Source organism: Pseudomonas sp. p21 (genome assembly GCF_001642705.1).
In the GTDB taxonomy this organism is placed as follows: domain Bacteria; phylum Pseudomonadota; class Gammaproteobacteria; order Pseudomonadales; family Pseudomonadaceae; genus Aquipseudomonas.
Window position 1 is genome coordinate 219711 of sequence record NZ_LWBV01000009.1, and the last position, 18620, is coordinate 238330.

An 18620-nucleotide genomic window follows, 5' to 3' on the forward strand; every position below is an offset into this window, starting at 1 on the left:
TCCACGTGTTGTTATTGTTTTTTGCGCCGCCCGTCTTTTGCGAGCGTGGCTGGGGCGTCCATGCGCTATTGCAGGTTGGGCTGGTCCAGTCGCTGGATGAAGGCCTCGGCCTGCGGCCAGGGACCGAAGCCGGAGGCCGGGTTAAGGTGGCCGACGGCCCCCAGTGCGACCAGTTCGCTACCCCAGCCGTGGGCCAGGGCGCTGGCCGCGCTAAAGCTGGCCAGGTGATCATTGCTGCTGGCCGCGACAATGCTGGGGAACGGCAGCGGCTGATGGGGTAATGGCGACCAGCCGTGTTCGGCCAGGCTGGCCGGGCTTGGGTAGTGGGCCGGCCATTGCGCGTTCAGGTCGGGCGGAGCCGCCAGCAATGCACCCTTGATCGGCCGCCGGTAGCGCGCCGCCCAGTGGGCGACCATCAGCACGCCAGCGCTGTGCGCCACCAGAATCACTTCACCCTCGATCTGGTCCAGCTCGCGCTGGATCGCCTCGACCCGGGCCTCGCAGCACAGGCCATCGACCTGCAGCGGCGGTACGCTGCGCACCTTGGCCAGGCGGCCTGCGAGCAGGGTCTGCCAGTGCTCGGCGACATGGTCGCGCAGGCCGGGGACGATCAGCACGGTGGCAGTGGTTTGCAGTTTTTCCACGGTGAACCTCGTGTGCGGTGTAGCTCTTGAGGTTCACAGTAAACAGCCCACCCACCGGGTGCTTCACATTGGGCGTCAGGGGCTTTTCATTTGATGACAATAGCCCAGGCAGGGCTTTGCTTTTCAATTCATGACACGCAGGCTATAAGACACAAAACGCATGTCGGCATACCCAACAACAAGAAACCGCATGGAAAACAACAAAAGATGCCTGCCCTAGTCCGTGCCGCCAGTTTGACCAATTACCTTGAGGTGTCCCGCCACCTGGGCCTCAATCCCCATGCGCTGTTGGCACAGGTTGGCCTGAGCGCCGCGTTGCTCGATGACCCCAACCGGCGCATCCCGGTTGCCAGCGTCATCACCTTGCTGGAGGCCTCCGCCAGCGCCACCCGCTGCGAAAGCTTCGGCCTGCGCATGGCCGAGTTGCGGCAACTGTCGGACTTCGGCGAAATCAGCCTGCTGCTCAGCCACCAACGCACCCTGCGTGATGCGCTGCAGGTGATCGTGCAGTACCGCCACCTGCTCAACGACGCCCTGGCCATCCATATCGAGGAAGCCGGCAAGACCGTGGTCATTCGCGAAGAGGTGGTCAACGAACGCGCGCCCTGCAGTCGCCAGGCCACCGAGCTTGCCATTGGCGTGATGATGCGCCTGTGCGCGGCACTGCTAGGTGCCCACTGGCACCCGGTCAGTGCCAACTTCACCCACGCGGCGCCTGCCGACCTGGCCACCCACCGGCGCATTTTCGGCTGCACGCTGGTGTTCGGCAGCGAGTTCAACGGCATCGTCTGCCCGGCCGCCGATCTCGACAGCGCCAGCCCGCAGGCCAACGATGCCATGGCGCGCCTGGCGCAGCGCTACCTGGACAGCCTGCCGGCGGGCGGCACGCCGTCGCTGGAGCTGGAGCTACGCAAGACCATCTACCTGCTGCTGCCCATGGGCCGCGCCACCATCGAGCAGGTGGCACAGACCCAGGGCATGAACGTGCGCACCCTGCAGCGACGCCTGGAAGAAAGCGGGTTGACCTTCAAGGACCTGATCAACAGCGTGCGCCGTGACCTGGTGATGCGCTACCTGGAAAACCCCGGCTATTCGCTGGGGCGTATCGCCGACATGCTGGGTTATTCGATGCCCAGCTCGTTCACCCGCTGGTTCATCGCCCAGTTCGGCATGCCGCCGGCCAGTTGGCGGGCCCAGCGGGATGGACAGATTGTGTCAGGGCCACCAGCCGCCTGAGCTGATATTTTTGGTGATTTTGAGATCGAGCGCCGCGCGGGCGGCGCTCGATCTCACAGGCGCCACACATCTCAAGCCGTACCCACCCAACGCATCAACGCCAGCACCAAAAGCACCAGAAACACGCTCTCCCCCACCATCAGCGCAATGGGTTTTACCCCGACCGAAGCCAGCGCCTTGAGTTGGGTTTTCATGCCCAGGGCACTGATCGCCACCACCAGGCAGCCACGCGACAGGTCGTTGATACCGCCCTGCACAGCGGCGGGCACCCAGCCTGTGCTGTTGGCGCAGGCCAGCAGCAGGAAGCCGACCGCGAACCATGGCAGCAAGGGCGGCCGCTGGCCACCGGCCTCAAGGCCCTGGCGCCGGGTGATCATGGCCGCGCAGACAATGACCGGCAACAGCATGGCCACCCGCATCAGCTTGACCACCGTGGCGATGTCACCGGTCTCGGTGGACATGCTGTAGCCGGCCCCCACCACCTGCGCCACGTCGTGGATGGTCGCACCGAGGAAGACCCCGGCCTGCGCGGGTGACAGGTGCAACCACTGGGCGATCATCGGATAGAGGATCATCGCCAGGGTCGACAGCGCCGACACGCCGATCACGGTGAACAGCGTTGCATGCTCTTTGCGCGGGTGCTGGGGCAAGGCCGCTGCCAGTGCCAGCGCCGCCGAGGCACCGCAAATGGCCGTGGCACCGCCGGTGAGCATGCCGAACAGCCGTGAAAAACCCAGCACCTTGGCCACCACCACCGAGACCAGGATCGTCACCACCACCAGGGTGATGACCAGGACCACGGGTTTCCAGCCCAGGCTGGCGATCTGGTCAAGCGTGATACGCATGCCGAGCAGCGCCACACCCAGGCGCAGTACCGTGCGGGCGGTAAATTCGATACCGGCCTTGCAGGGGCCGTCGACCGCGAGAAAGTTCAGCGCCATCCCCAGCAGCAGGGCAAACAGCATGACCGGCGCCGCGTAATGCTCGCTGAGGAAACTGGCGGCCGCGCCGACGACAAGACTGACCACCACCCCCGGGGCAAGGGTGCGGATACGCTGATGGGTAGCGCTCAGTGCCAGTGTATTCATTGCCCCGCTTCCTCACTGTCAAACACGATGTAGACCTGCCCACCCTGCTGCTCGACCGGGTAGCTGGCAACCTTCAAAGCCCTGGAATTGACCAGGTAGCCGCTGGCCAGGTCAAAGCGCAGTCCATGCGCGCAGCACTGGATGACACGGCCCTCCAGCCGCCCGCCGCACAACGACGCGCCCTGGTGCGGGCAGCTGTCTTCGATGGCATAGAGCGAATCGGCCACGTTGAACAACGCCACGCTGCGCCCTTCGCAGGCCAGCAGCACGCGGCCGTTACGTTCCGGCACCTGATGGGGGGCCAGTGCAATACGCCGGGTCATACCCGTTCAACCTCTTGCAGCGCTTCGGTCATGGCCGCAAACAGCACCTCGGCAGGCTGCGCGCCAGCGATGAGCGGCCCCTGATTGAAGCGGAAACGCGGCACGGCACTGCCTGCGCGCCCTGCCCCATCGAGGAACGGGCTGCCGTCGTCACGCAGGCAGTCGGCAACCTGTACGGCCTCCAGCCCACAACACTGGGCGATGTCGAGCAATGTGCGGCTATCCCCCAGGTCGCGGCCCTGGTGGAAATAGGCGATGAACAGCTGTGCCAGCAGGTTTTCCAGTTGCGATGCATCGAGCAGCCGGGTGGCCCGTTGCAGCAGCCGATGGGCATTGGCGGTGTTGGGCATGCGGCGAATACGCGTGAAGTCGATGTCCTCACCGACCACGCGAGCAGCGGCGCGCACCTGGGCTTGGCGCTCGCGCACCGCCTCCTCGCTGCCCAGGCGCTGCAGATAAAAGGCATGGAACGGCACGCCACCAGCTGGCAAGCCAGGCAACAACTGCACACCTCGCCATTGCAGTTGTACTTGCACTTGCGGCTGTTCGCGCTGCAACAGCAACAGGGCGGCCTGCAGGTGCCGCTGGCCAATCAGGCACCACGGGCAGACGAAATCGAAGAACACTTCGACGGACAACAGCTGTTTCACGGTTTCAACTCCCGGGGTACGCCAGCAGCGTTCTGTGCCGGTGCATGCAGACGCTCCATGTCGCGGTGGTAATGACGTTTGGCAAGGAAAAACACGGCCGCCGCGCCGATGCTCATCAGCGGCACCAGCTGGAAGGCGGCATGCAGGCCGATCAGGTCGGAAACGCGCCCAGTGATCAACGGTCCGGTTGCCAGGCCCAACAGGTTGTTGGCCAGGGTCAGGGTTGCGAACGCGGTGCCGTGCACCGAGGCGTGGGTGAGGTTGGCGACCATGGCACTGGACGGGCCGTTGGTGCCGGCGGCAATCATCATGCCCAGGCAGATAAGCACCAGTTGCGCGGTGCCGGCTGGCAGAGCGAAAGCGATGGACAGCAGCGCACAACTGCCCAGGCAGTAGGTAATTGCCAGGCTGATCTTGCGGTCCGGGCGCTGCCGCCCGAGGCGGTCGCACAGCATGGCGCAGAGGATCATGCCGATGCCGCTGCACAGCACGATGACCGCGGCAATTGCCCCGGCGCGGTCGGTGCCCATGGCGTAATAGCGGTTCAGGTAGCTGGGCACCCACACGATCACGGTGCCGCCGACGAACAGCTGCAGCCCACTGCCGACGTAGGCCGCGATGACCGAACGGCTGCTGTACAGGGTGCGCAGCGGGCGACTGGCCTTGCCCTGCAAATGCTGCGCGCACCGAGGCACAATACGCGCCTCCTTGACGATCAGCGGGTACAGCATCGCCAGCACCAGGCCGAACAGCGCCATGCCGGCGAATGCCCAGCGCCAGCCCAGGTGCTGGGCCAGTACACCGCCCAGGGCCATGCCCAGCACCGAGCCGAACATGCCACCGGCCATGAACGCCCCGGCCAGGGTCGAGCGCATGTCGCGGGGGAACACGGCGACCACCACTGCAATGCCGACACTGCCGTAGGCTGCCTCGCCCACCCCGACCAGAAACCGTGCGATGAACATCTGCGGGTAGTTTTCCGCCAGGGCGCAGCCGAGGGTAGCCAGGCTCCACAGTACCGCCATCAGCACCAGGCTGCGCACCCGGCCGAAGCGGTCGGCCAGCAGCGACAGCGGAAAGGTCAGCAGACCGACCATCAGCGCGACGATACCGCTGAGCAGGCCGAGCTGGCTGTCGCTCAATGCCCATTCGCCCTTGAGCAGCGGGAATACCGCGTTGAGCACCTGGCGCGACATGTAGTCAGAGATCAACAGGCCAAAGGTCAGGGCGAAGACCACCCAGGCATAGCGCCGGGGGACGCTGGGGGCGGTGTCGGTACCGGAATGTTCGGCACTGGCGAGATAGGTGGCCATGTTGCCTCCTTGGGTGTGGGGCGTGAGGTTGTTCTTGTTGTTATGGGTTACAGCCAACATTCATGTTGCTTTGCGGGCCTCTTCGCGGGCATGCCCGCGAAGAGGACGTACCTGCCGTGTCAGGTACGCTGCGGCACACCCTTCACACCCGGCTGGCGATTCGGCGCCATGCCGTTGGCCTTGAGGGTCTGCTCGATGCTGTCGTACTGCTGTCCGATGCGGTAAATGGCGCGTGCTTCCTTGCCGCTGGCAATCTCGCGGCCCAGCTCGTGGGCCACGCGCACGGTCTGCTGGATCTGCTGCACCGAGGTGAAGCGCTTGCCATGCTGGTCGATGATGGTGTCTTCGTTGCCACAGCGCGGGTGCAGGCCCATCGCCAGGGCCATGGTGTTGAACGGCAGCACGTTCTTCAGCAACGATTCCGCGGTCAGGGTGCAACCGTCCGGCGCGCGGTGGATGAAGTTGAAGAAGTTGAACGGGTTGGGGCCGTCGAAGCCGCCGCCGATGCCGATCCAGGTCAGGTTCAGCGGCCCCATGTAGTCACCGCGGCGGACGATGCGTTCGAGCGTCTCCAGGGCATGCATGCCGGTCAGCTGGAAATGCGGCTGGATGTTGCTGGCCTGCAGGCGACGCAGGTGCTCGCGGACCCAGGCCGGGCCGGCCGGCACGGTCATCTCGCTGTAGGCGGCATGAATCGCCGGGCTGGCCAGCGAGGTGCCTTCCAGGTACTCGGGGTACAGCAACTCCATGATGTTCATCTGCGTGGTGTTGATGGCCACGGTCACCTGGTCGGGGCGCGGCGTCAGCTCGGCGAGCATGTGCCGGGTGTCGTCCGACAGCCACTTGGCCGCCTCGCCTTCGCTTTCCGGGGCGAAGGAAATCGACCCGCCAACCTGGATGATCATGTCCGGCACCGCCTCACGCACCCCGGCGATCAGCTCGTTGAACTTGGACAGACGCTTGGAGCCTTTGCCGTCCAGTTCACGCACATGCAGGTGCAACACGGTGGCGCCTGCCTCGTAGCAGTCGACGGCCTTCTGCACCTGCTCGTCCATGGTCAGGGGAATGTCTTCAGGGAAGTCTTCGGGCATCCACTCCGGGCCATAGGGGGCCACGGTGATCACCACCTTTTCCATGTTTTCCGGGTGCAACGAATCGTCGAAGAATTGCATGCTGTAGTCCTCGCTATTGTTATTGTGCGGTTGCCGCCAGCGACGGCGACGAACTCAGAACGTGGCGCTGCCCTTGATCCCGGCGCGCTCCATCTTGCGGTGGCACGGCGGGTAGTCCATGACGGCGTAGTGCTGGGTGCTGCGGTTGTCCCAGATCGCCACGCTGTTGGGCTGCCAGCGCCAGCGCACCTGGTACTCCGGCAGGTAGGCCTGGCTGATCAGGTAGCGCAGCAGGTCGCTGGCACCGGGGTTGGCGTCCTGGCCGAAGCGCACCCGCTGCGGTGTGTGGTAGTTGCTGAAATGAGTGGTGAAGGCGTTGACGAACAGCACCTGCTCGCCGGTTTCCGGGTGGGTGCGCACCACCGGGTGCTCGGCATCGGGGAACTGCGCCTTCAGCGCCAGGCGCTTTTCCAGCGGCATGGCGGCGCCAAAGCTGGCCTCGATGCTGTGGCGGGCGCGCAAGCCTTCGATCTTGGCCTTCACATCGCCTGGCAGGTTTTCATAGGCCAGCACCATATTCGCCCACATCGTGTCGCCGCCCACTGGTGGGCATTCGATGCAGCGCAGCACACAGCCCATCGGCGGGGCCTCGCGCCAGGTGGCGTCGGTGTGCCAGGCATTTTCATAGCGGTCGTTGGGCTGGTCCGGGCGCTTGTAGATTTGCACCAGCCCCGGGTGTTCCGGGTCGCTGCCGGCCACCGGGTGGTCCTCCAGGTCGCCGAAGCGGCGGGCGAAGGCCACGTGTTCGGCGCGGCTGAAGTGCTGGTCGCGCAGGAACAGCACACGGTGCCGGAGCAACTGCGCGCGCAGCTGGGCGAACAGGTCGTCGTCGTGGATCGCGTCGGCCAGGTTGACCCCACTTACCTCGGCACCGATCGCGCAGGTCAGTTGTTCGATGTGCATGCTGTTGCCCTCTTCAGATGACGAAGATCGACGAGCCGGTGGTCTTGCGCGCTTCCAGGTCGCGGTGGGCCTGGACGGCATCCTGCAGTGCGTAGTGCTGGTTGATCTCGATACGGATGCGCCCGCTGCCGACGTGGTCGAACAGCTCGCCGGCCAGGTCGGCCTTTTCCGCCGGGTCGGCGATGAAGTCGGCCAGTGCCGGGCGGGTGAGCTGCAGCGAGCCCTTGATCGCCAGCAACTGCGGGTCGAACGGCGGGATGGTGCCCGACGCCGTGCCGACGCATACCATCAGGCCGCGGCGCTTGAGCGAATCGAGCGAGCCCATGAAGGTGTTCTTGCCAACGCTGTCGAACACCACATTCACCCCCACCCCGTCGGTCAGCTCACGCACGCGCGTGGCCACATCCTCGACGCTGTAGTTGATGACGTGGTTGCAGCCATGGGCGCGAGCCACTTCGCCCTTGGCCTCGGTGGACACCGTGCCGATCACGTTCAACCCAAGCAGCCGCGCCCACTGCGCGACGATCAGGCCGACCCCGCCAGCAGCGGCATGCAGCAGCACGCTGTCGCCGGGTTTGAAATCATGCAGCCGACGCAGCAGGTAGGCGGAGGTCAGGCCGCGCATGGTCATGGCGGCGGCGGTTTCGAAGGCGATGGTATCTGGCAGCTTGATCAGCGCAGCAGCAGGGATCAGGCGCTCGGTGCAATAAGCGCCCAGGGTGTTGAGGAAACCGGTGTAGGTGACCCGGTCACCGACCGCCACCTGGGTCACGCCCTCGCCCACCGCCTCGACCACACCGGCCGCCTCCACGCCGATGCCGTTGGGCAGCGGGATCGGGTAGGTGCCGTTGCGGAAATAGGTATCGGCGTAGTTCAGGCCCACCGCCACCTGGCGCAAGCGCACCTGCCCCGGGCCGGGCTCGCCGACCTCGGCGTCCTCGTAGCGCAGCACCTCGGGGCCACCGGTCTGATGGAAACGTACGACTTTGGACATGCTTGTCTCTCCAATCATCGATCTGGACGCATGGCGTCAGTTCTGGGTGATTGGACTGTATGCCCTTGGTGTGCGGGGTGCTTCGCATCGGACGACAGCGGGTTTTCATTTGATGACAGTACGGGCGTCGACCTGTCGTTCACGAAAACCGCGTTTTATTCATGAGCCTCCTTGATGCTTATCCATGGTCAGACTAATACTTAAGTCTCTGCCTGGGGAGGCACGAAAAATGCAACCAAGATTCGTTATCGTTCCCGCTGTACCGATCGAAAAGGAGTCGTTCCGCGTGGGTAGCCGCTATTACGCCGCTACCGTTTGTGGGGGGTTCGACATTTACGACAACCAAGCGAAGGAGCGGCTCAAGCCCAGCTATCCAAGCAGGACGGATGCGCAGGTGCAGTGCGAGCAGTTGAACAAGCGCGGTGATGTAGGCTGACCGAGCAAGCAATTGCCTTGCTCGAACCCTGTGGGAGATCACCCAGCCTTTCGGGTTGCGCTGTCATGTAGAGAGCTGAGTTCGCAAGCGGTCCGCGTACCCTGTGGGAGCGGCTTTAGCCGCGAAGAATCCAACGCGCTGCATGGCACCGGCTGCGCCGGTGTTCGCGGCTAAAGCCGCTCCCACAGGGTGTCATGTGTTCGTGATCTCGCCCTGCTGCCAACCGGCAATCAGGCGATTGGCATCCTCTACCGGAGCACTGCCATGAACAAACCCTTTCACGCGCTGATCTTTGCACTGACAGCGCTTTCTGCCTGCTCGTCCAATTCCGCGCTGTACCACGACCAGCCGCTGGTGGCGAAAGTCGACAACGGCATGAGCAAAGACCAAGTCGTGCAGATCGGCGGCAAACCCGCTGCCGAGACCGAGCGCACCGTGGTGCCCGGCACCTGCTTCGACTACATGCTGACCAAGGCCGACAACCGGCAACCCTACAGCGTCAGCTTCGACGGCACCGGCAAAGTGGACAATACCGCGTTCATGACCTGCGCCGAGTGGAGCAATGCCCAGCGCAAGGCCCGCCTGCCCAGCATGGGCGGCTCAAGCGGCTCCGGCTACTGAATCAGTCCAGGCATTCCTTGGCAGCCTGGCGCAATTTGTCGCCAGACAGGAAGCTGCCCTTGTAGAACGTCGCGCGGCTGCCCTCGCGAGAGTCGACTACGTCTAGCACATCATCGGATGCCACGGCGCTGGGTGCCGTCAACCGGTAGCCGTGGGCGATCGACTTCTGCGTGGCCTGTGGCGCCAACGCTTGCCACTTGGGTAGTACGCAGGCGGCGTATTGCTGGGGCGATTTGTGGGTCAGTTTGCTGGCAGTGGGTTTGCCAGGGGTTGCGCAGCCGGCAAGGCCGGTGACCAGCAGAGCAGCGAGAAAGATACGAAACGTAGACATTTGCAATTGGCCATCAAGGATACGCTGCATTCTAACGGGGGTTGTGCTGGCTTACCAATCAACCAAAGTCTCGCGGCACAGGCTGCACCTGATAATTCTGCCAGTGGCATGGACGGATGGACGCTGACAAAGTGCAATGACCAATAGACATCGGAGCACACGCCATGCAAAAGCATACCGACAGCACGCGCTTCTTCTATCAGAATGGAAAACTCGTCACCCTGAAGATTGGTGAACAAGGTCGCAGCATTCTTCGTGCTGCAGATGTGCCGCTCGCCGAAACGCCAACGAAAGGCACGCACCCCAACAGATTTCTGGCGACGGACGACAAGAGTTCAGTGCTGAACGTGCAGGAAAACACCTGACCCTGTGGGAGCGGGCGCGCCCGCGAACACCGGCGCAGCCGGTGCCATCCACCGCGTCGCCTGCTTCGCGGGCATGCCCGCTCCCACAGGTACTGCATCTGCCTTGAAGGCTGTGGTGATCCTGTGGGAGCGGGTTCACCCGCGAACACCGGCGCAACCGGTGCCATCCACGCCTACAAAAAGGTTGCGTTGCACCTTGGTCTACGGCGCTCCTCACAGCGTCTTGGAAGCCACTGTCAAGGAATGCACAGAACACCATGGAAACGCTTCAAAACATCAAATCAGACTTGGTCAGAACGGCCGACCATCTGGATGAACTCAGCCAGGCCACTAGTGGGCACGCCAGGTTCATGGAGGCGCGAGGCAGCCTGGAGGACAAGGTCGATGTCAGGGCGAATATCAAATCCATCGATGTAGTGACCGATGAGTTGCGCTCTGTAGCGGCAAGGATCGACGCCATTCAAGGCGCATGCTGACAACAGCGCCTGACGTCAATCCAGCGCGCCGTTCAACACCTCGTAGATGACCCCTGTAGCGACTGCCACCAGGATCAGGTCCACTCCCGCCTGCATCCATTCATAGCCATCATAATGAGGGAGCTGCCCCAGCAGCCTGCCGTCCAGCTTCTTGGCGATACCCGGCGGCAGTGGTTTGCCACGGGCCAGGTTCTTCTGGATGCCGGGGGGCAGCGCCGCCCCAGCGCTCCAGTAGTTGCGGTGCCCGTCGAGAATGCCAAGCACATCGCCACGGTTTATCGACGGGCCACCATAGGCGGCACCGTGACCTTGACTGTGCTGGCCCTTGTCCTTGCCATGGCCCTGCCCTTTACCATTACCCGGGTCGGCATAAGTGAGCGCAGGTGCCACTGCCAACGCGATTGAAGTAGCCACGACTGCCCATCGATGCATTGCCATGCTGTTTCCTTACACAAGGGGACGTCCCCGCACTGTAGACCAAAACCCGGTTCAGGGTGAAAGTCCCCAGACGCGGGTCAGGGCTTGGCCCCCCGATAGAGCACGATGGCTGCCACATCGAGGGCCAGCACGGCAACGGCGAAAAGGAACATGACGTACAGATCTTCTGGAAGCATGGCCGTATCCCCAAATGCACGGTTTTCAGGGATGCAGCAATTCCCGTTCCAAACGCCTCGCTGGACGAGGCTGCCCACCTGTTATCGAGATGATTGTTCCGTAACCACAACATCACCGTCATGAACACCCGAATCAGCCGGTAATGAGCCAGAGCGGCTTTCCCATTTTGCGACCACGATCGGCGCCAGCGCATTGCCGAGCACGTTCAGTGCCGTAACGGGCATGTCCATCAATCGATATACCCCTGCAATCAGGGCCACGCCTTCCAATGGCAAACCTGCCGCTGTCAGGGTTGCAGTGAGTATCACAAACATGAACCCGGGCACTCCGGCAGCGCCTTTGGACGTCAATACCATGATGAATACCAGCATGACCTGGTCTGCCAGTGCCAACTCAATATTGTAAGCCTGCGCGATAAACAGCGTACCCAGGCCTGCAAACAGCGACGCGCCATCCAGGTTGAATGAGTAGCCCAATGGAATCACCAGCGAGGTGATCGCTCGCGGGACGCCCCGTGCTTCAGTTTTGGCCATCAACTGCGGCATGACGGTGGCAGAGCTCGCGCTACTGAAGGCCAGTATCAGTTCATCCTTGAAGGCTCTGATGATTTCAAAAATATTCTCGCCAACAGCCCTGGCAACAAGGCCTAACACGGCGATTGCGAAGAATAATACCGCCACATAAGTAATCGCTATCAACTTTGCCAAGGGCATTAGCGAATCAATCCCGAAGGTCGACACCGTGACGGCTATCAGGGCAAAGATGCCGATCGGTGAGTAGGCCATGACCATATGAGTGACCTTGAACATGGTGTCCACTACCGTCTGCAGTACAGCAACCAAAGGCCGTCTTTTATGTTCTTCCAGCGTAGACAGTGCCACCCCGAACAAGATTGCGAAGAACAGTACCGACAACAGCTTTGCCTCTGCCATTGCGGCCACTATATTATCCGGAATGATGCCCAACAGTACCTTGCCGAGCCCCGCCGAACCATTTTGCACAGGTGTGACTGCTTCACTCACCGATGAGACAGCGAAATCCGCACCGGTTCCTGGCTGGAGCACGTTACCAACCAGCAAGCCAAAAATGATTGCGACACCGGTCACCGCAAAGAAATAGACAAGGCTCTTTGTTCCCACCCGCCCCAGGGAGCGCCTTCCAGAGCCAGCTATGCCTACCACCATGCAGGAAAACACCAACGGCACGATGATCATTTTCATCAGTTTTATAAACGCGTCGCCCGCTGGCTGTAGTACCTGCTCGATCCACCAACCCTTGTAATCGGGAGAATAGTTCAACAACAGCCCCACGAATACACCGATGGCCAGGCCCATTGCAATTTGCGTGATTAAATTTATTTTTATTCTCACAGGATTCATCTCTGGTTTTTATAAAGCGCGCTAGCAGGCAAAGATGGCACGAAAATTTTTGAAACCCTTGATTTCAATCGGGTTACCACTTGGATCCAGGAAAAACATTGTCCTCTGCTCACCAGGCTCGCCCTCGAAACGTACAACCGGCGGAATGTCGAACTGCACGCCCAGCACTTCAAGGCGTTCAGCCAAGGCCTGCCAGCGATCCAGAGGCAGTATCACCCCGATGTGAGGCATCAGTACAAGGTGCGGGCCAACCTTGCCAGTGCGGCTGGTTTCAAAGGGCTCGCCCACATGCAGAGATATTTGGTGACCAAAGAACTCGAAATCTACCCATGTATCAGTGCTACGCCCCTCGACGCAGCCTAGAACTTCCTTATAGAATTTTCTCGCCTCATCCAGATTTCTAACATGATAAGCAACATGAAAGGGTGTCAACATGATGGTACTCCTGAAACGGAGCCACTATCCTCACACCACGCAGCAGCCATGTACACCAACTAACACTCGGCCTGAGCATAAGCATTCCTTATGGACATTCAGAATCTGGAAAGCCTCCTATCCGTTGTCGATTGCGGTTCCATTGCTGGTGCAGCAAAAAGAGCAAATATTTCAGCTGCTGCAATAAGTTTACGCATTCGAAACATGGAGAAACAACTGGGGTGTGCGCTCTTCAATAGAGAGGCACATGCCATAAGGCCAACAGAAAAGCTGCTGGTATTGCTTCCACGGATGCGTTGCATCGTCGAACATGCCCATCAACTCAGGAGCGACCTGAACGCCGACACACTGACTGGGGAACTGCGCATCGGGGCTATATCAACCGCCCTCACCGGCCTTTTACCGGCAGCACTGGAGCATTTGTCATCCTCCGCGCCTGACCTCAAACTCACGATCACACCCGGTGACTCGAAACTGCTTTATGACAAGCTGATCAATCAAGAACTGGATGCGGCAATTCTGGTCGCCCCACCCTTCAAAACAGCGAAATCGTTGAGAATGTTCACGTTACGCAGCGAACCGCTGTGCCTGTTGACACCTGCCCCGACCTCACAGGCTGAAGCACACAGCATGCTGGCCACCGGGCCCTATATCCGGTATGCCGTCAATTCCTGGGGAGGTTTGATAACACAGCGTTATCTGGACGATTTGAGTCTCGCGCCCTGCGTTGCTTGCGATCTGGATGCGCTCGAGGCCATCAGCCTGCTCGTGTCGCTGGGGCAAGGCGTTTCCTTGGTACCGCAATGGCCGTCATTGCTGGAGCAATCGTCAAACGCGCTGATTCTGAGCGATGATCCAAGGTACTGCCGCGACATAGTGCTCGCCTACAGTACTGGCCATCACCGCACGTCGGCAATCAAGCTACTGGCATCCGTGTTGATGACCTGACGCTACATCGCTCAGCTTAACTTGAGCTTGGCCACTCTGCTCAATGCCCACCCACTGAGTACGTAGAACGCATCCAGTCAGCGACAACGCTTCTTGCTTCCATCCCGGTGCTCTCCGTTCAAATGGGAGGACTATTGCGGCTGGGGTCGGCAAATGCAAAAAGCCCGCTCTCGTAGGCGGGCTTCGTGTGCTTTAGGGCCAGTTGATCAAGCTTTTGAGCACATCAGCGCGGCGTCCAGCAGCCTGCCATGGTCGTACCAGGCATCGCGTTGATAGGCCGTGAACCGTTGCCGGGTTCCCGTGCCCCGCACCTCGACCAAGCCACCCGCCTTGTTGGGGTCGGTGCTATCGACGAACAGTTTGACCGAGTTGTCACCATCGACCTGGTAGGTTGTCACACTCCCTGGAAGTTCGCTTTTGACGCATCCCAGGTACGCCGGCGTACTTCTTTCCGTGGCTCCGGACGCATACCCATGGCCCTCACGCACATCGGGGTCATGCGCGCAGCCCGCCATGAACAGTGTGGCGAAAGTTGACATCAGTATTGCGCCTGCTACCGATCTTGAGTTCTTCACGCGACACGCTCCTGCTGCCCCATCGAGTAACCTGGGAAAGTGTTGCAAAGCCGCATGCCCTTTTTTTGTTTTCGTTTGCCCATGGTACTGCTCAATGTCGGCCGGGCAATATGCTTGTTTGCTATATCGGTTTCAGGACGGGCTTTTGCCGCGAAGATAACCTTCATGCATCGATTGCCCGGCAAGTTCCAGACCGGCCAGCCTGGGCGAGCTTCCGTTATTTACAGTGGGTTCGCACAGGCGTGGCCGCAGGCGGAAGGGACTGCTGCCCTGCATCAATAGCGGCGGTACTCCTGGCCACCATGGTCCCCGTCCTAGTAATGCCGGTGGTGGTGCCTACCTCCGGACAGGCAAAGCCAGGCCTTGCTTATGTTGGACCGCACAAAGGTGGCATGTTCAGGCAAAGGTACGCCGCTGGTCTTCTTGCCCGCGAAATTTCAGCTGGTGGTCGACTCAGGGCCTGCAGTGCCGTACGGCCATGAACCAGACAGGGGCTGGCAAAACTTGTCCCAAACCGGATTGTCACCCTGCAGATGCCCCCGATTTCGGGTGCAGTTGGTCCCACAATCGGGGATCAGGCGATGGCCTTCAGAAACACAAACGTCGCTGCCAGATCCAGGACCAGCACAGCAACCACAACGAAGATCATGTAGTAGCGGTCATTCTGAGTCATTTCTGCGTACCCCGCATGATCGATGCCTCAGGGTCGCAGCAATTCCCGTTCCAACATCTTGACACTGAACGGCCCCGCAAAGCTCTGCATACAAGCTAAGCTCCACGTTCGGGCGCTTTTTCGATGGCCTCAGCACCCTGCATCTGCATAGTCGCTCTAGCGATCCATACCATCTGGCCAGAACTGGCCTTGAAGAGGATGCACCCATGGCGACAATCGAGACACAAGCCCTAGCACAAGGGCTCTCGCAAGTAGAGAACAGCTGGCAAAAATATGTAGTTTCCCAAAAAAATGCTGAAGGCCTGAGCGGAGACGAACTGAAGGCAGCCCTGAAAGCAAGTGCGCAAAACTACAAAAGATTCCAGAATCACAGCCAGCAATTTTATGCCGAGGTTCGCAAACGGGTGAGGGATGCCGAAAAGCTGGAACATGACATGAAGCTTTATCCTCACCACTACACTTGAATCGTTTGTTCGTGCTAATGGTCCAGGGGGCACAGCAATTTGCAATCCACCGCCGTGGTGCCCTCGGGGGCGGGTTCAGGCCGACCTGGCCTGATGGATGGGTAGTTCGACCCTGAATGTCGTACCGACTCCCACCTCGCTGTCTACGCGGATCTCGCCACCATGACGCTTGATGATTCCGTAGGAAAGTGACAACCCCAGCCCGGTGCCCTCGCCGATGGGCTTCGTCGTGTAGAACGGATCGAAGATCTTTTGCAGGCTTTCGGCAGGAATGCCACACCCATTGTCTGCAACTTCGATCCACACCCAATTGTCACTGGCGCCGGTTCGCAGGGTAATTCTGCCACGCTCGGCGCCCATCGCCTGGGTGGCATTGACCAGCAGATTCATGATTACCTGATTGATCTGCGAAGGCAGGCACTCGACCTGCGGCAATGCGCCGTAATTCTTGACAAGGTCTGCCTTGTGCCTGAGTTCGCTGGCAACAATGTTCAGCGTTGACTCTATGCCGTGATGCAGGTCTGCCAGTTGCCAGTCATGGCTGCTGTCTACTCGTGAAAAGTCCTTGAGGTCCTTGACGATCCGCGCAACGCGGCTGATACCGTCCTTGGATTCGCGGATCAGCGCCGGAATGTCCTCCAGCAAGTAGTCCAGCTCGATTTCCGTGCGCAATTTCGCCAGCTCCGCGCTGAGCCCGTTCGGAATCAGGGTATTTTCCGCGTCAGCATATGCCTTGAGCATGTCCTGCAAACGGCCAAAATAATCATCCAGTGCGCCGAGGTTGGACGAGACAAAACCAATCGGGTTATTGACCTCATGGGCGACGCCGGCTGCCAGCTGACCGAGCGAGGCGAGCTTTTCCGACTGGACCAACTGGTTTTCGAGCTGCCGGCGTTCATCCACCTCGCGCTGCAGTGCAGCGCTGGCTTGGGTCAGTGCCTGGGTGCGCCGTTCAACCCGCTGTTCCAATTCGTCATTGGCGCTCACCAGCGCTCGGTTTACACGGTTAATTTCGGCGTAGCTGCGCATCAGCCACATCCCCATGTACAGCAACAGCAAAACCAGCAGGGTGGAAAACACCAACAGGTAGAAATGGTATCGCTGAGCCGTCAGCGCTGCTGCTTGCTCGTCGCGGTCCAGCATCAGGGCAATGGCGTCCAGGCGCTCGGCGATCGGAACCGCCTCGATCGCTTCAAGCAGCTGATCGACCTTGGGTTGCTCACGAAGAATCAACTCTATGTGTTTGCTGATGGTATCGATGGGCACCTGAAAGTCGACAGGCAAGCGCTCCTTGTTGACCGAAAGATTGTTCAGCCCAACCAGGATGTCGGCAGCTTTGTCATCGGTTGTGGTCTGGGCAAACTCAAGGCTGCTTAGCATCAAGTCGTAGGTATCGCTGGTGGTTCTGCGCAGGCGCAGCGTATCGGCATCGACCAATTGACGAAGGTGCACTTGTATTACATCGGCTGCAGCCGGTAGAAAAGCCAGGGAGTTTCGCAGGATCGCATTGTGCGACTTGAAGCGCGAGACCAGCAGCACCTTGTCGTCAAAGGCTTGTTGGTAATCGCGAAAGGCCGTTTGCCAGGCAAGCATATCTGTTTGTGGGTGACGCCCCTCCAGCGTCCCGAATTCCCGCCAAAGACGCTTCATTTCCAGCAACGGCAGCACCAGCGGGTCATAGTTGTAATTGGTAGTGGTGCGCGACTTGAGCACTGCGCCTTCCCACTGTGCGTCGTACTGCTTGATCTGGCGGATCAGATCACGCGCCTGGGCGTAGGTACCACTCTCATCGGACCGGGACATCCAGTACAGATAGACCAGCACGGACGCCAGCGACATGGCACACGTAGCCAACAGCAGCAGACTGCGCCGAGCGTTCAGTCTCATAGCGGTTTACCCTCCCACTGGCCTGTGAGAGTCTGGAGAAACTTGATGATCAGCGCTTTATCATCGTCGCTCGGCGTACGTCCCAACTGAAAATGAAACATGGCATCGACAGCGGCTTCCAAGGTAGGCGCCGATCCGTCATGAAAGTAAGGGGCAGTAACCGCTACGTTTCGCAGGCTGGGAACTTTGAACAGATAGAGGTCATCCGGGTCACCGGTCACGTTGTAGCGCCCCCGATCCGCCTCGGTAACATTGCCACGGTTGGCGAAATAATCATCGAAAACACCAAACTTCTGCAGCATATTGCCGCCGATGTTCACGCCCTGATGGCAGGCTATGCAACCGTATTCCTGGAAGCGCTGATAGCCATGCTTCTCTTCCAGGCTGAGGCTGCTGGTATCGCCCTTCAGATAGCGATCGAAGCGTGAATCGGGTGTCAGCAAGGTACGCTGGTACGTGACGAGGGCATCCCTGGCATCGAGGGTAGTCACTGGCTTGCCATAGGCTTGGGCAAAACCAGCCTGGTAGGCCGGATCGCCAGCAATTCGTTGAACCACGGCAGACCAGCCATCTCCTTTGTCGTCCGCACTGCCGGTTGCCAGGTGCACCAGGCCGTCAAACGATTGCGCACGCCCATCCCAGAACTGCAGGAAGTTCAGGCTGGCGTTGAAAACGCTGGGGGTGTGAACTGCCAAGGGCTTGCCATCTGCACCAGGCGAGCGCACCTGCCCGTCCGCGCCACCACGGTCCAGGCGATGGCAATCAGCACAGGACTGGCTGTTATCGGGGGACAAACGCGGGTCATTGAACAGTTTGCGTCCCAGCTCCACCCGGGCAGGGTCAAGCTCAGGCACCGCCGGCAATGGCGTCAGCGGACCACCGATGCTCTGGGCCAACGCCAATGCTGGCAAAACCACAAGCATCGTGGCAACGATGCGAACCTGCAGACAGATCGGCACAGCGCAACCCTCCCTGGCAAGAAGCACCTGTCTCCGAGCATAGTGAGGCCAACCGACAAAAGCTAACGGCCGGGGCAAATATCATCTAGGCTGTGGCCAGGGACTAGTCTGGCTGAGACCGGCAAGGGAGGGA

General features: G+C 60.5%; 23 protein-coding genes. 7 read left to right on the top strand and 16 right to left on the bottom strand.

Annotation, left to right across the window (positions count from 1 at the left end; all coding sequences use genetic code 11):
- Positions 1 to 65: 65 nt before the first annotated feature.
- Positions 66 to 644, bottom strand: coding sequence for an alpha/beta hydrolase (locus A4C63_RS23240; RefSeq protein ID WP_063914784.1), 579 nt, complete (start codon positions 642 to 644; stop codon positions 66 to 68).
- A 207-nt stretch (positions 645 to 851) separates the two neighbouring features.
- On the opposite strand from A4C63_RS23240, the gene A4C63_RS23245 reads away from it, so the two are divergent.
- Positions 852 to 1880 carry an AraC family transcriptional regulator gene (locus A4C63_RS23245; RefSeq protein WP_063914785.1) on the top strand — a complete coding sequence of 343 codons (1029 nt, stop codon included), beginning with the start codon at positions 852 to 854 and terminating at the stop codon, positions 1878 to 1880.
- 71 nt (positions 1881 to 1951) lie between these two features.
- Here the strand turns inward: A4C63_RS23245 and A4C63_RS23250 are convergent, their stop codons facing one another.
- The 7 genes from A4C63_RS23250 to A4C63_RS23280 form a co-directional block, all read right to left on the bottom strand.
- Positions 1952 to 2968, bottom strand: a complete 1017-nt coding sequence (locus A4C63_RS23250) for a YeiH family protein (RefSeq protein ID WP_063914786.1) — start codon at positions 2966 to 2968, stop codon at positions 1952 to 1954.
- Entirely contained in the window at positions 2965 to 3291 is a 327-nt protein-coding gene (locus tag A4C63_RS23255) for a Rieske 2Fe-2S domain-containing protein (RefSeq protein WP_063914787.1), read from the bottom strand. The genes A4C63_RS23250 and A4C63_RS23255 overlap by 4 nt, the downstream gene beginning before the upstream one ends.
- Positions 3288 to 3941, bottom strand: a complete 654-nt coding sequence (locus A4C63_RS23260; protein ID WP_063914788.1) for a DsbA family protein — start codon at positions 3939 to 3941, stop codon at positions 3288 to 3290. Before A4C63_RS23260 ends, A4C63_RS23255 begins: the two co-directional genes overlap by 4 nt.
- Positions 3938 to 5254 (bottom strand): MFS transporter, encoded by a 1317-nt coding sequence (locus A4C63_RS23265; protein WP_063914789.1) that lies wholly within the window; start codon positions 5252 to 5254, stop codon positions 3938 to 3940. Before A4C63_RS23265 ends, A4C63_RS23260 begins: the two co-directional genes overlap by 4 nt.
- Positions 5255 to 5373: 119 nt before the next feature.
- On the bottom strand, positions 5374 to 6426 hold the full coding sequence (locus tag A4C63_RS23270) for a 3-keto-5-aminohexanoate cleavage protein (protein WP_063914790.1): 1053 nt from the start codon (positions 6424 to 6426) through the stop codon (positions 5374 to 5376).
- 54 nt (positions 6427 to 6480) lie between these two features.
- Positions 6481 to 7329 (bottom strand): TauD/TfdA family dioxygenase, encoded by an 849-nt coding sequence (locus tag A4C63_RS23275; RefSeq protein ID WP_063914791.1) that lies wholly within the window; start codon positions 7327 to 7329, stop codon positions 6481 to 6483.
- Positions 7330 to 7342: 13 nt separating this feature from the next.
- The gene (locus A4C63_RS23280) at positions 7343 to 8323 is read right to left on the bottom strand and encodes a quinone oxidoreductase (RefSeq protein WP_063914792.1); all 981 of its coding nucleotides are present in this window, start codon (positions 8321 to 8323) and stop codon (positions 7343 to 7345) included.
- Positions 8324 to 8552: 229 nt separating this feature from the next.
- Here A4C63_RS23280 and A4C63_RS23285 point away from each other — a divergent pair, with 229 nt between their 5' ends.
- Positions 8553 to 8759 carry a hypothetical protein gene (locus A4C63_RS23285; RefSeq protein ID WP_063914793.1) on the top strand — a complete coding sequence of 69 codons (207 nt, stop codon included), beginning with the start codon at positions 8553 to 8555 and terminating at the stop codon, positions 8757 to 8759.
- 264 nt (positions 8760 to 9023) lie between these two features.
- Positions 9024 to 9380 (top strand): osmotically-inducible lipoprotein OsmE, encoded by a 357-nt coding sequence (gene osmE, locus A4C63_RS23290; protein ID WP_063914794.1) that lies wholly within the window; start codon positions 9024 to 9026, stop codon positions 9378 to 9380.
- A 1-nt stretch (position 9381) separates the two neighbouring features.
- Here osmE and A4C63_RS23295 read toward each other — a convergent pair whose 3' ends face one another.
- Positions 9382 to 9741 (bottom strand): hypothetical protein, encoded by a 360-nt coding sequence (locus A4C63_RS23295; protein ID WP_063914795.1) that lies wholly within the window; start codon positions 9739 to 9741, stop codon positions 9382 to 9384.
- 134 nt (positions 9742 to 9875) lie between these two features.
- On the opposite strand from A4C63_RS23295, the gene A4C63_RS23300 reads away from it, so the two are divergent.
- Both A4C63_RS23300 and A4C63_RS23305 read left to right on the top strand, forming a co-directional pair.
- Positions 9876 to 10076, top strand: a complete 201-nt coding sequence (locus tag A4C63_RS23300) for a hypothetical protein (protein ID WP_063914796.1) — start codon at positions 9876 to 9878, stop codon at positions 10074 to 10076.
- A gap of 257 nt (positions 10077 to 10333) precedes the next feature.
- Entirely contained in the window at positions 10334 to 10552 is a 219-nt protein-coding gene (locus tag A4C63_RS23305) for a hypothetical protein (protein ID WP_063914797.1), read from the top strand.
- A 15-nt stretch (positions 10553 to 10567) separates the two neighbouring features.
- Here A4C63_RS23305 and A4C63_RS23310 read toward each other — a convergent pair whose 3' ends face one another.
- From A4C63_RS23310 to A4C63_RS23320, 3 genes are all read right to left on the bottom strand, one after another.
- Positions 10568 to 10990, bottom strand: a complete 423-nt coding sequence (locus A4C63_RS23310) for an anti-virulence regulator CigR family protein (RefSeq protein ID WP_156510916.1) — start codon at positions 10988 to 10990, stop codon at positions 10568 to 10570.
- Positions 10991 to 11247: 257 nt separating this feature from the next.
- Positions 11248 to 12501, bottom strand: coding sequence for a cation:dicarboxylate symporter family transporter (locus A4C63_RS23315; RefSeq protein ID WP_370464251.1), 1254 nt, complete (start codon positions 12499 to 12501; stop codon positions 11248 to 11250).
- A gap of 66 nt (positions 12502 to 12567) precedes the next feature.
- Positions 12568 to 12981 carry a VOC family protein gene (locus A4C63_RS23320; RefSeq protein ID WP_063914799.1) on the bottom strand — a complete coding sequence of 138 codons (414 nt, stop codon included), beginning with the start codon at positions 12979 to 12981 and terminating at the stop codon, positions 12568 to 12570.
- 90 nt (positions 12982 to 13071) lie between these two features.
- Between A4C63_RS23320 and A4C63_RS23325 the strand changes: the two genes are divergently transcribed.
- On the top strand, positions 13072 to 13929 hold the full coding sequence (locus A4C63_RS23325) for a LysR family transcriptional regulator (protein ID WP_063914800.1): 858 nt from the start codon (positions 13072 to 13074) through the stop codon (positions 13927 to 13929).
- Positions 13930 to 14135: 206 nt separating this feature from the next.
- Here the strand turns inward: A4C63_RS23325 and A4C63_RS23330 are convergent, their stop codons facing one another.
- Together A4C63_RS23330 and A4C63_RS26440 are read right to left on the bottom strand one after the other, a co-directional pair.
- Positions 14136 to 14468 (bottom strand): hypothetical protein, encoded by a 333-nt coding sequence (locus A4C63_RS23330; protein WP_063914801.1) that lies wholly within the window; start codon positions 14466 to 14468, stop codon positions 14136 to 14138.
- Positions 14469 to 14500: 32 nt separating this feature from the next.
- Complete coding sequence (locus A4C63_RS26440; RefSeq protein WP_156510917.1) at positions 14501 to 14671, bottom strand: hypothetical protein; 171 nt, start codon at positions 14669 to 14671, stop codon at positions 14501 to 14503.
- A 712-nt stretch (positions 14672 to 15383) separates the two neighbouring features.
- Here A4C63_RS26440 and A4C63_RS23335 point away from each other — a divergent pair.
- Positions 15384 to 15641, top strand: coding sequence for a hypothetical protein (locus A4C63_RS23335; RefSeq protein WP_063914802.1), 258 nt, complete (start codon positions 15384 to 15386; stop codon positions 15639 to 15641).
- Positions 15642 to 15716: 75 nt separating this feature from the next.
- On the opposite strand, the gene A4C63_RS23340 is transcribed toward A4C63_RS23335, so the two are convergent.
- Together A4C63_RS23340 and A4C63_RS23345 are read right to left on the bottom strand one after the other, a co-directional pair.
- Positions 15717 to 17528 (bottom strand): DAHL domain-containing protein, encoded by a 1812-nt coding sequence (locus tag A4C63_RS23340; protein WP_063914803.1) that lies wholly within the window; start codon positions 17526 to 17528, stop codon positions 15717 to 15719.
- Complete coding sequence (locus A4C63_RS23345; RefSeq protein WP_063914891.1) at positions 17525 to 18451, bottom strand: cytochrome-c peroxidase; 927 nt, start codon at positions 18449 to 18451, stop codon at positions 17525 to 17527. The genes A4C63_RS23340 and A4C63_RS23345 overlap by 4 nt, the downstream gene beginning before the upstream one ends.
- Positions 18452 to 18620: the final 169 nt, after the last annotated feature.

Coding starts and splice junctions, on each gene's coding strand:
- A4C63_RS23245 (WP_063914785.1), top strand. CDS start 852: ATGCCTGCCCTAGTCCGTGCCGCCAGTTTGACCAATTACCTTGAGGTG.
- A4C63_RS23250 (WP_063914786.1), bottom strand. CDS start 2,968: ATGAATACACTGGCACTGAGCGCTACCCATCAGCGTATCCGCACCCTT.
- A4C63_RS23255 (WP_063914787.1), bottom strand. CDS start 3,291: ATGACCCGGCGTATTGCACTGGCCCCCCATCAGGTGCCGGAACGTAAC.
- A4C63_RS23265 (WP_063914789.1), bottom strand. CDS start 5,254: ATGGCCACCTATCTCGCCAGTGCCGAACATTCCGGTACCGACACCGCC.
- A4C63_RS23270 (WP_063914790.1), bottom strand. CDS start 6,426: ATGCAATTCTTCGACGATTCGTTGCACCCGGAAAACATGGAAAAGGTG.
- A4C63_RS23275 (WP_063914791.1), bottom strand. CDS start 7,329: ATGCACATCGAACAACTGACCTGCGCGATCGGTGCCGAGGTAAGTGGG.
- A4C63_RS23280 (WP_063914792.1), bottom strand. CDS start 8,323: ATGTCCAAAGTCGTACGTTTCCATCAGACCGGTGGCCCCGAGGTGCTG.
- A4C63_RS23285 (WP_063914793.1), top strand. CDS start 8,553: ATGCAACCAAGATTCGTTATCGTTCCCGCTGTACCGATCGAAAAGGAG.
- osmE (WP_063914794.1), top strand. CDS start 9,024: ATGAACAAACCCTTTCACGCGCTGATCTTTGCACTGACAGCGCTTTCT.
- A4C63_RS23295 (WP_063914795.1), bottom strand. CDS start 9,741: ATGCAGCGTATCCTTGATGGCCAATTGCAAATGTCTACGTTTCGTATC.
- A4C63_RS23300 (WP_063914796.1), top strand. CDS start 9,876: ATGCAAAAGCATACCGACAGCACGCGCTTCTTCTATCAGAATGGAAAA.
- A4C63_RS23305 (WP_063914797.1), top strand. CDS start 10,334: ATGGAAACGCTTCAAAACATCAAATCAGACTTGGTCAGAACGGCCGAC.
- A4C63_RS23310 (WP_156510916.1), bottom strand. CDS start 10,990: ATGGCAATGCATCGATGGGCAGTCGTGGCTACTTCAATCGCGTTGGCA.
- A4C63_RS23315 (WP_370464251.1), bottom strand. CDS start 12,501: ATGGGCCTGGCCATCGGTGTATTCGTGGGGCTGTTGTTGAACTATTCT.
- A4C63_RS23320 (WP_063914799.1), bottom strand. CDS start 12,981: ATGTTGACACCCTTTCATGTTGCTTATCATGTTAGAAATCTGGATGAG.
- A4C63_RS23325 (WP_063914800.1), top strand. CDS start 13,072: ATGGACATTCAGAATCTGGAAAGCCTCCTATCCGTTGTCGATTGCGGT.
- A4C63_RS23330 (WP_063914801.1), bottom strand. CDS start 14,468: ATGTCAACTTTCGCCACACTGTTCATGGCGGGCTGCGCGCATGACCCC.
- A4C63_RS26440 (WP_156510917.1), bottom strand. CDS start 14,671: ATGAAGGTTATCTTCGCGGCAAAAGCCCGTCCTGAAACCGATATAGCA.
- A4C63_RS23335 (WP_063914802.1), top strand. CDS start 15,384: ATGGCGACAATCGAGACACAAGCCCTAGCACAAGGGCTCTCGCAAGTA.
- A4C63_RS23340 (WP_063914803.1), bottom strand. CDS start 17,528: ATGAGACTGAACGCTCGGCGCAGTCTGCTGCTGTTGGCTACGTGTGCC.
- A4C63_RS23345 (WP_063914891.1), bottom strand. CDS start 18,451: ATGCTTGTGGTTTTGCCAGCATTGGCGTTGGCCCAGAGCATCGGTGGT.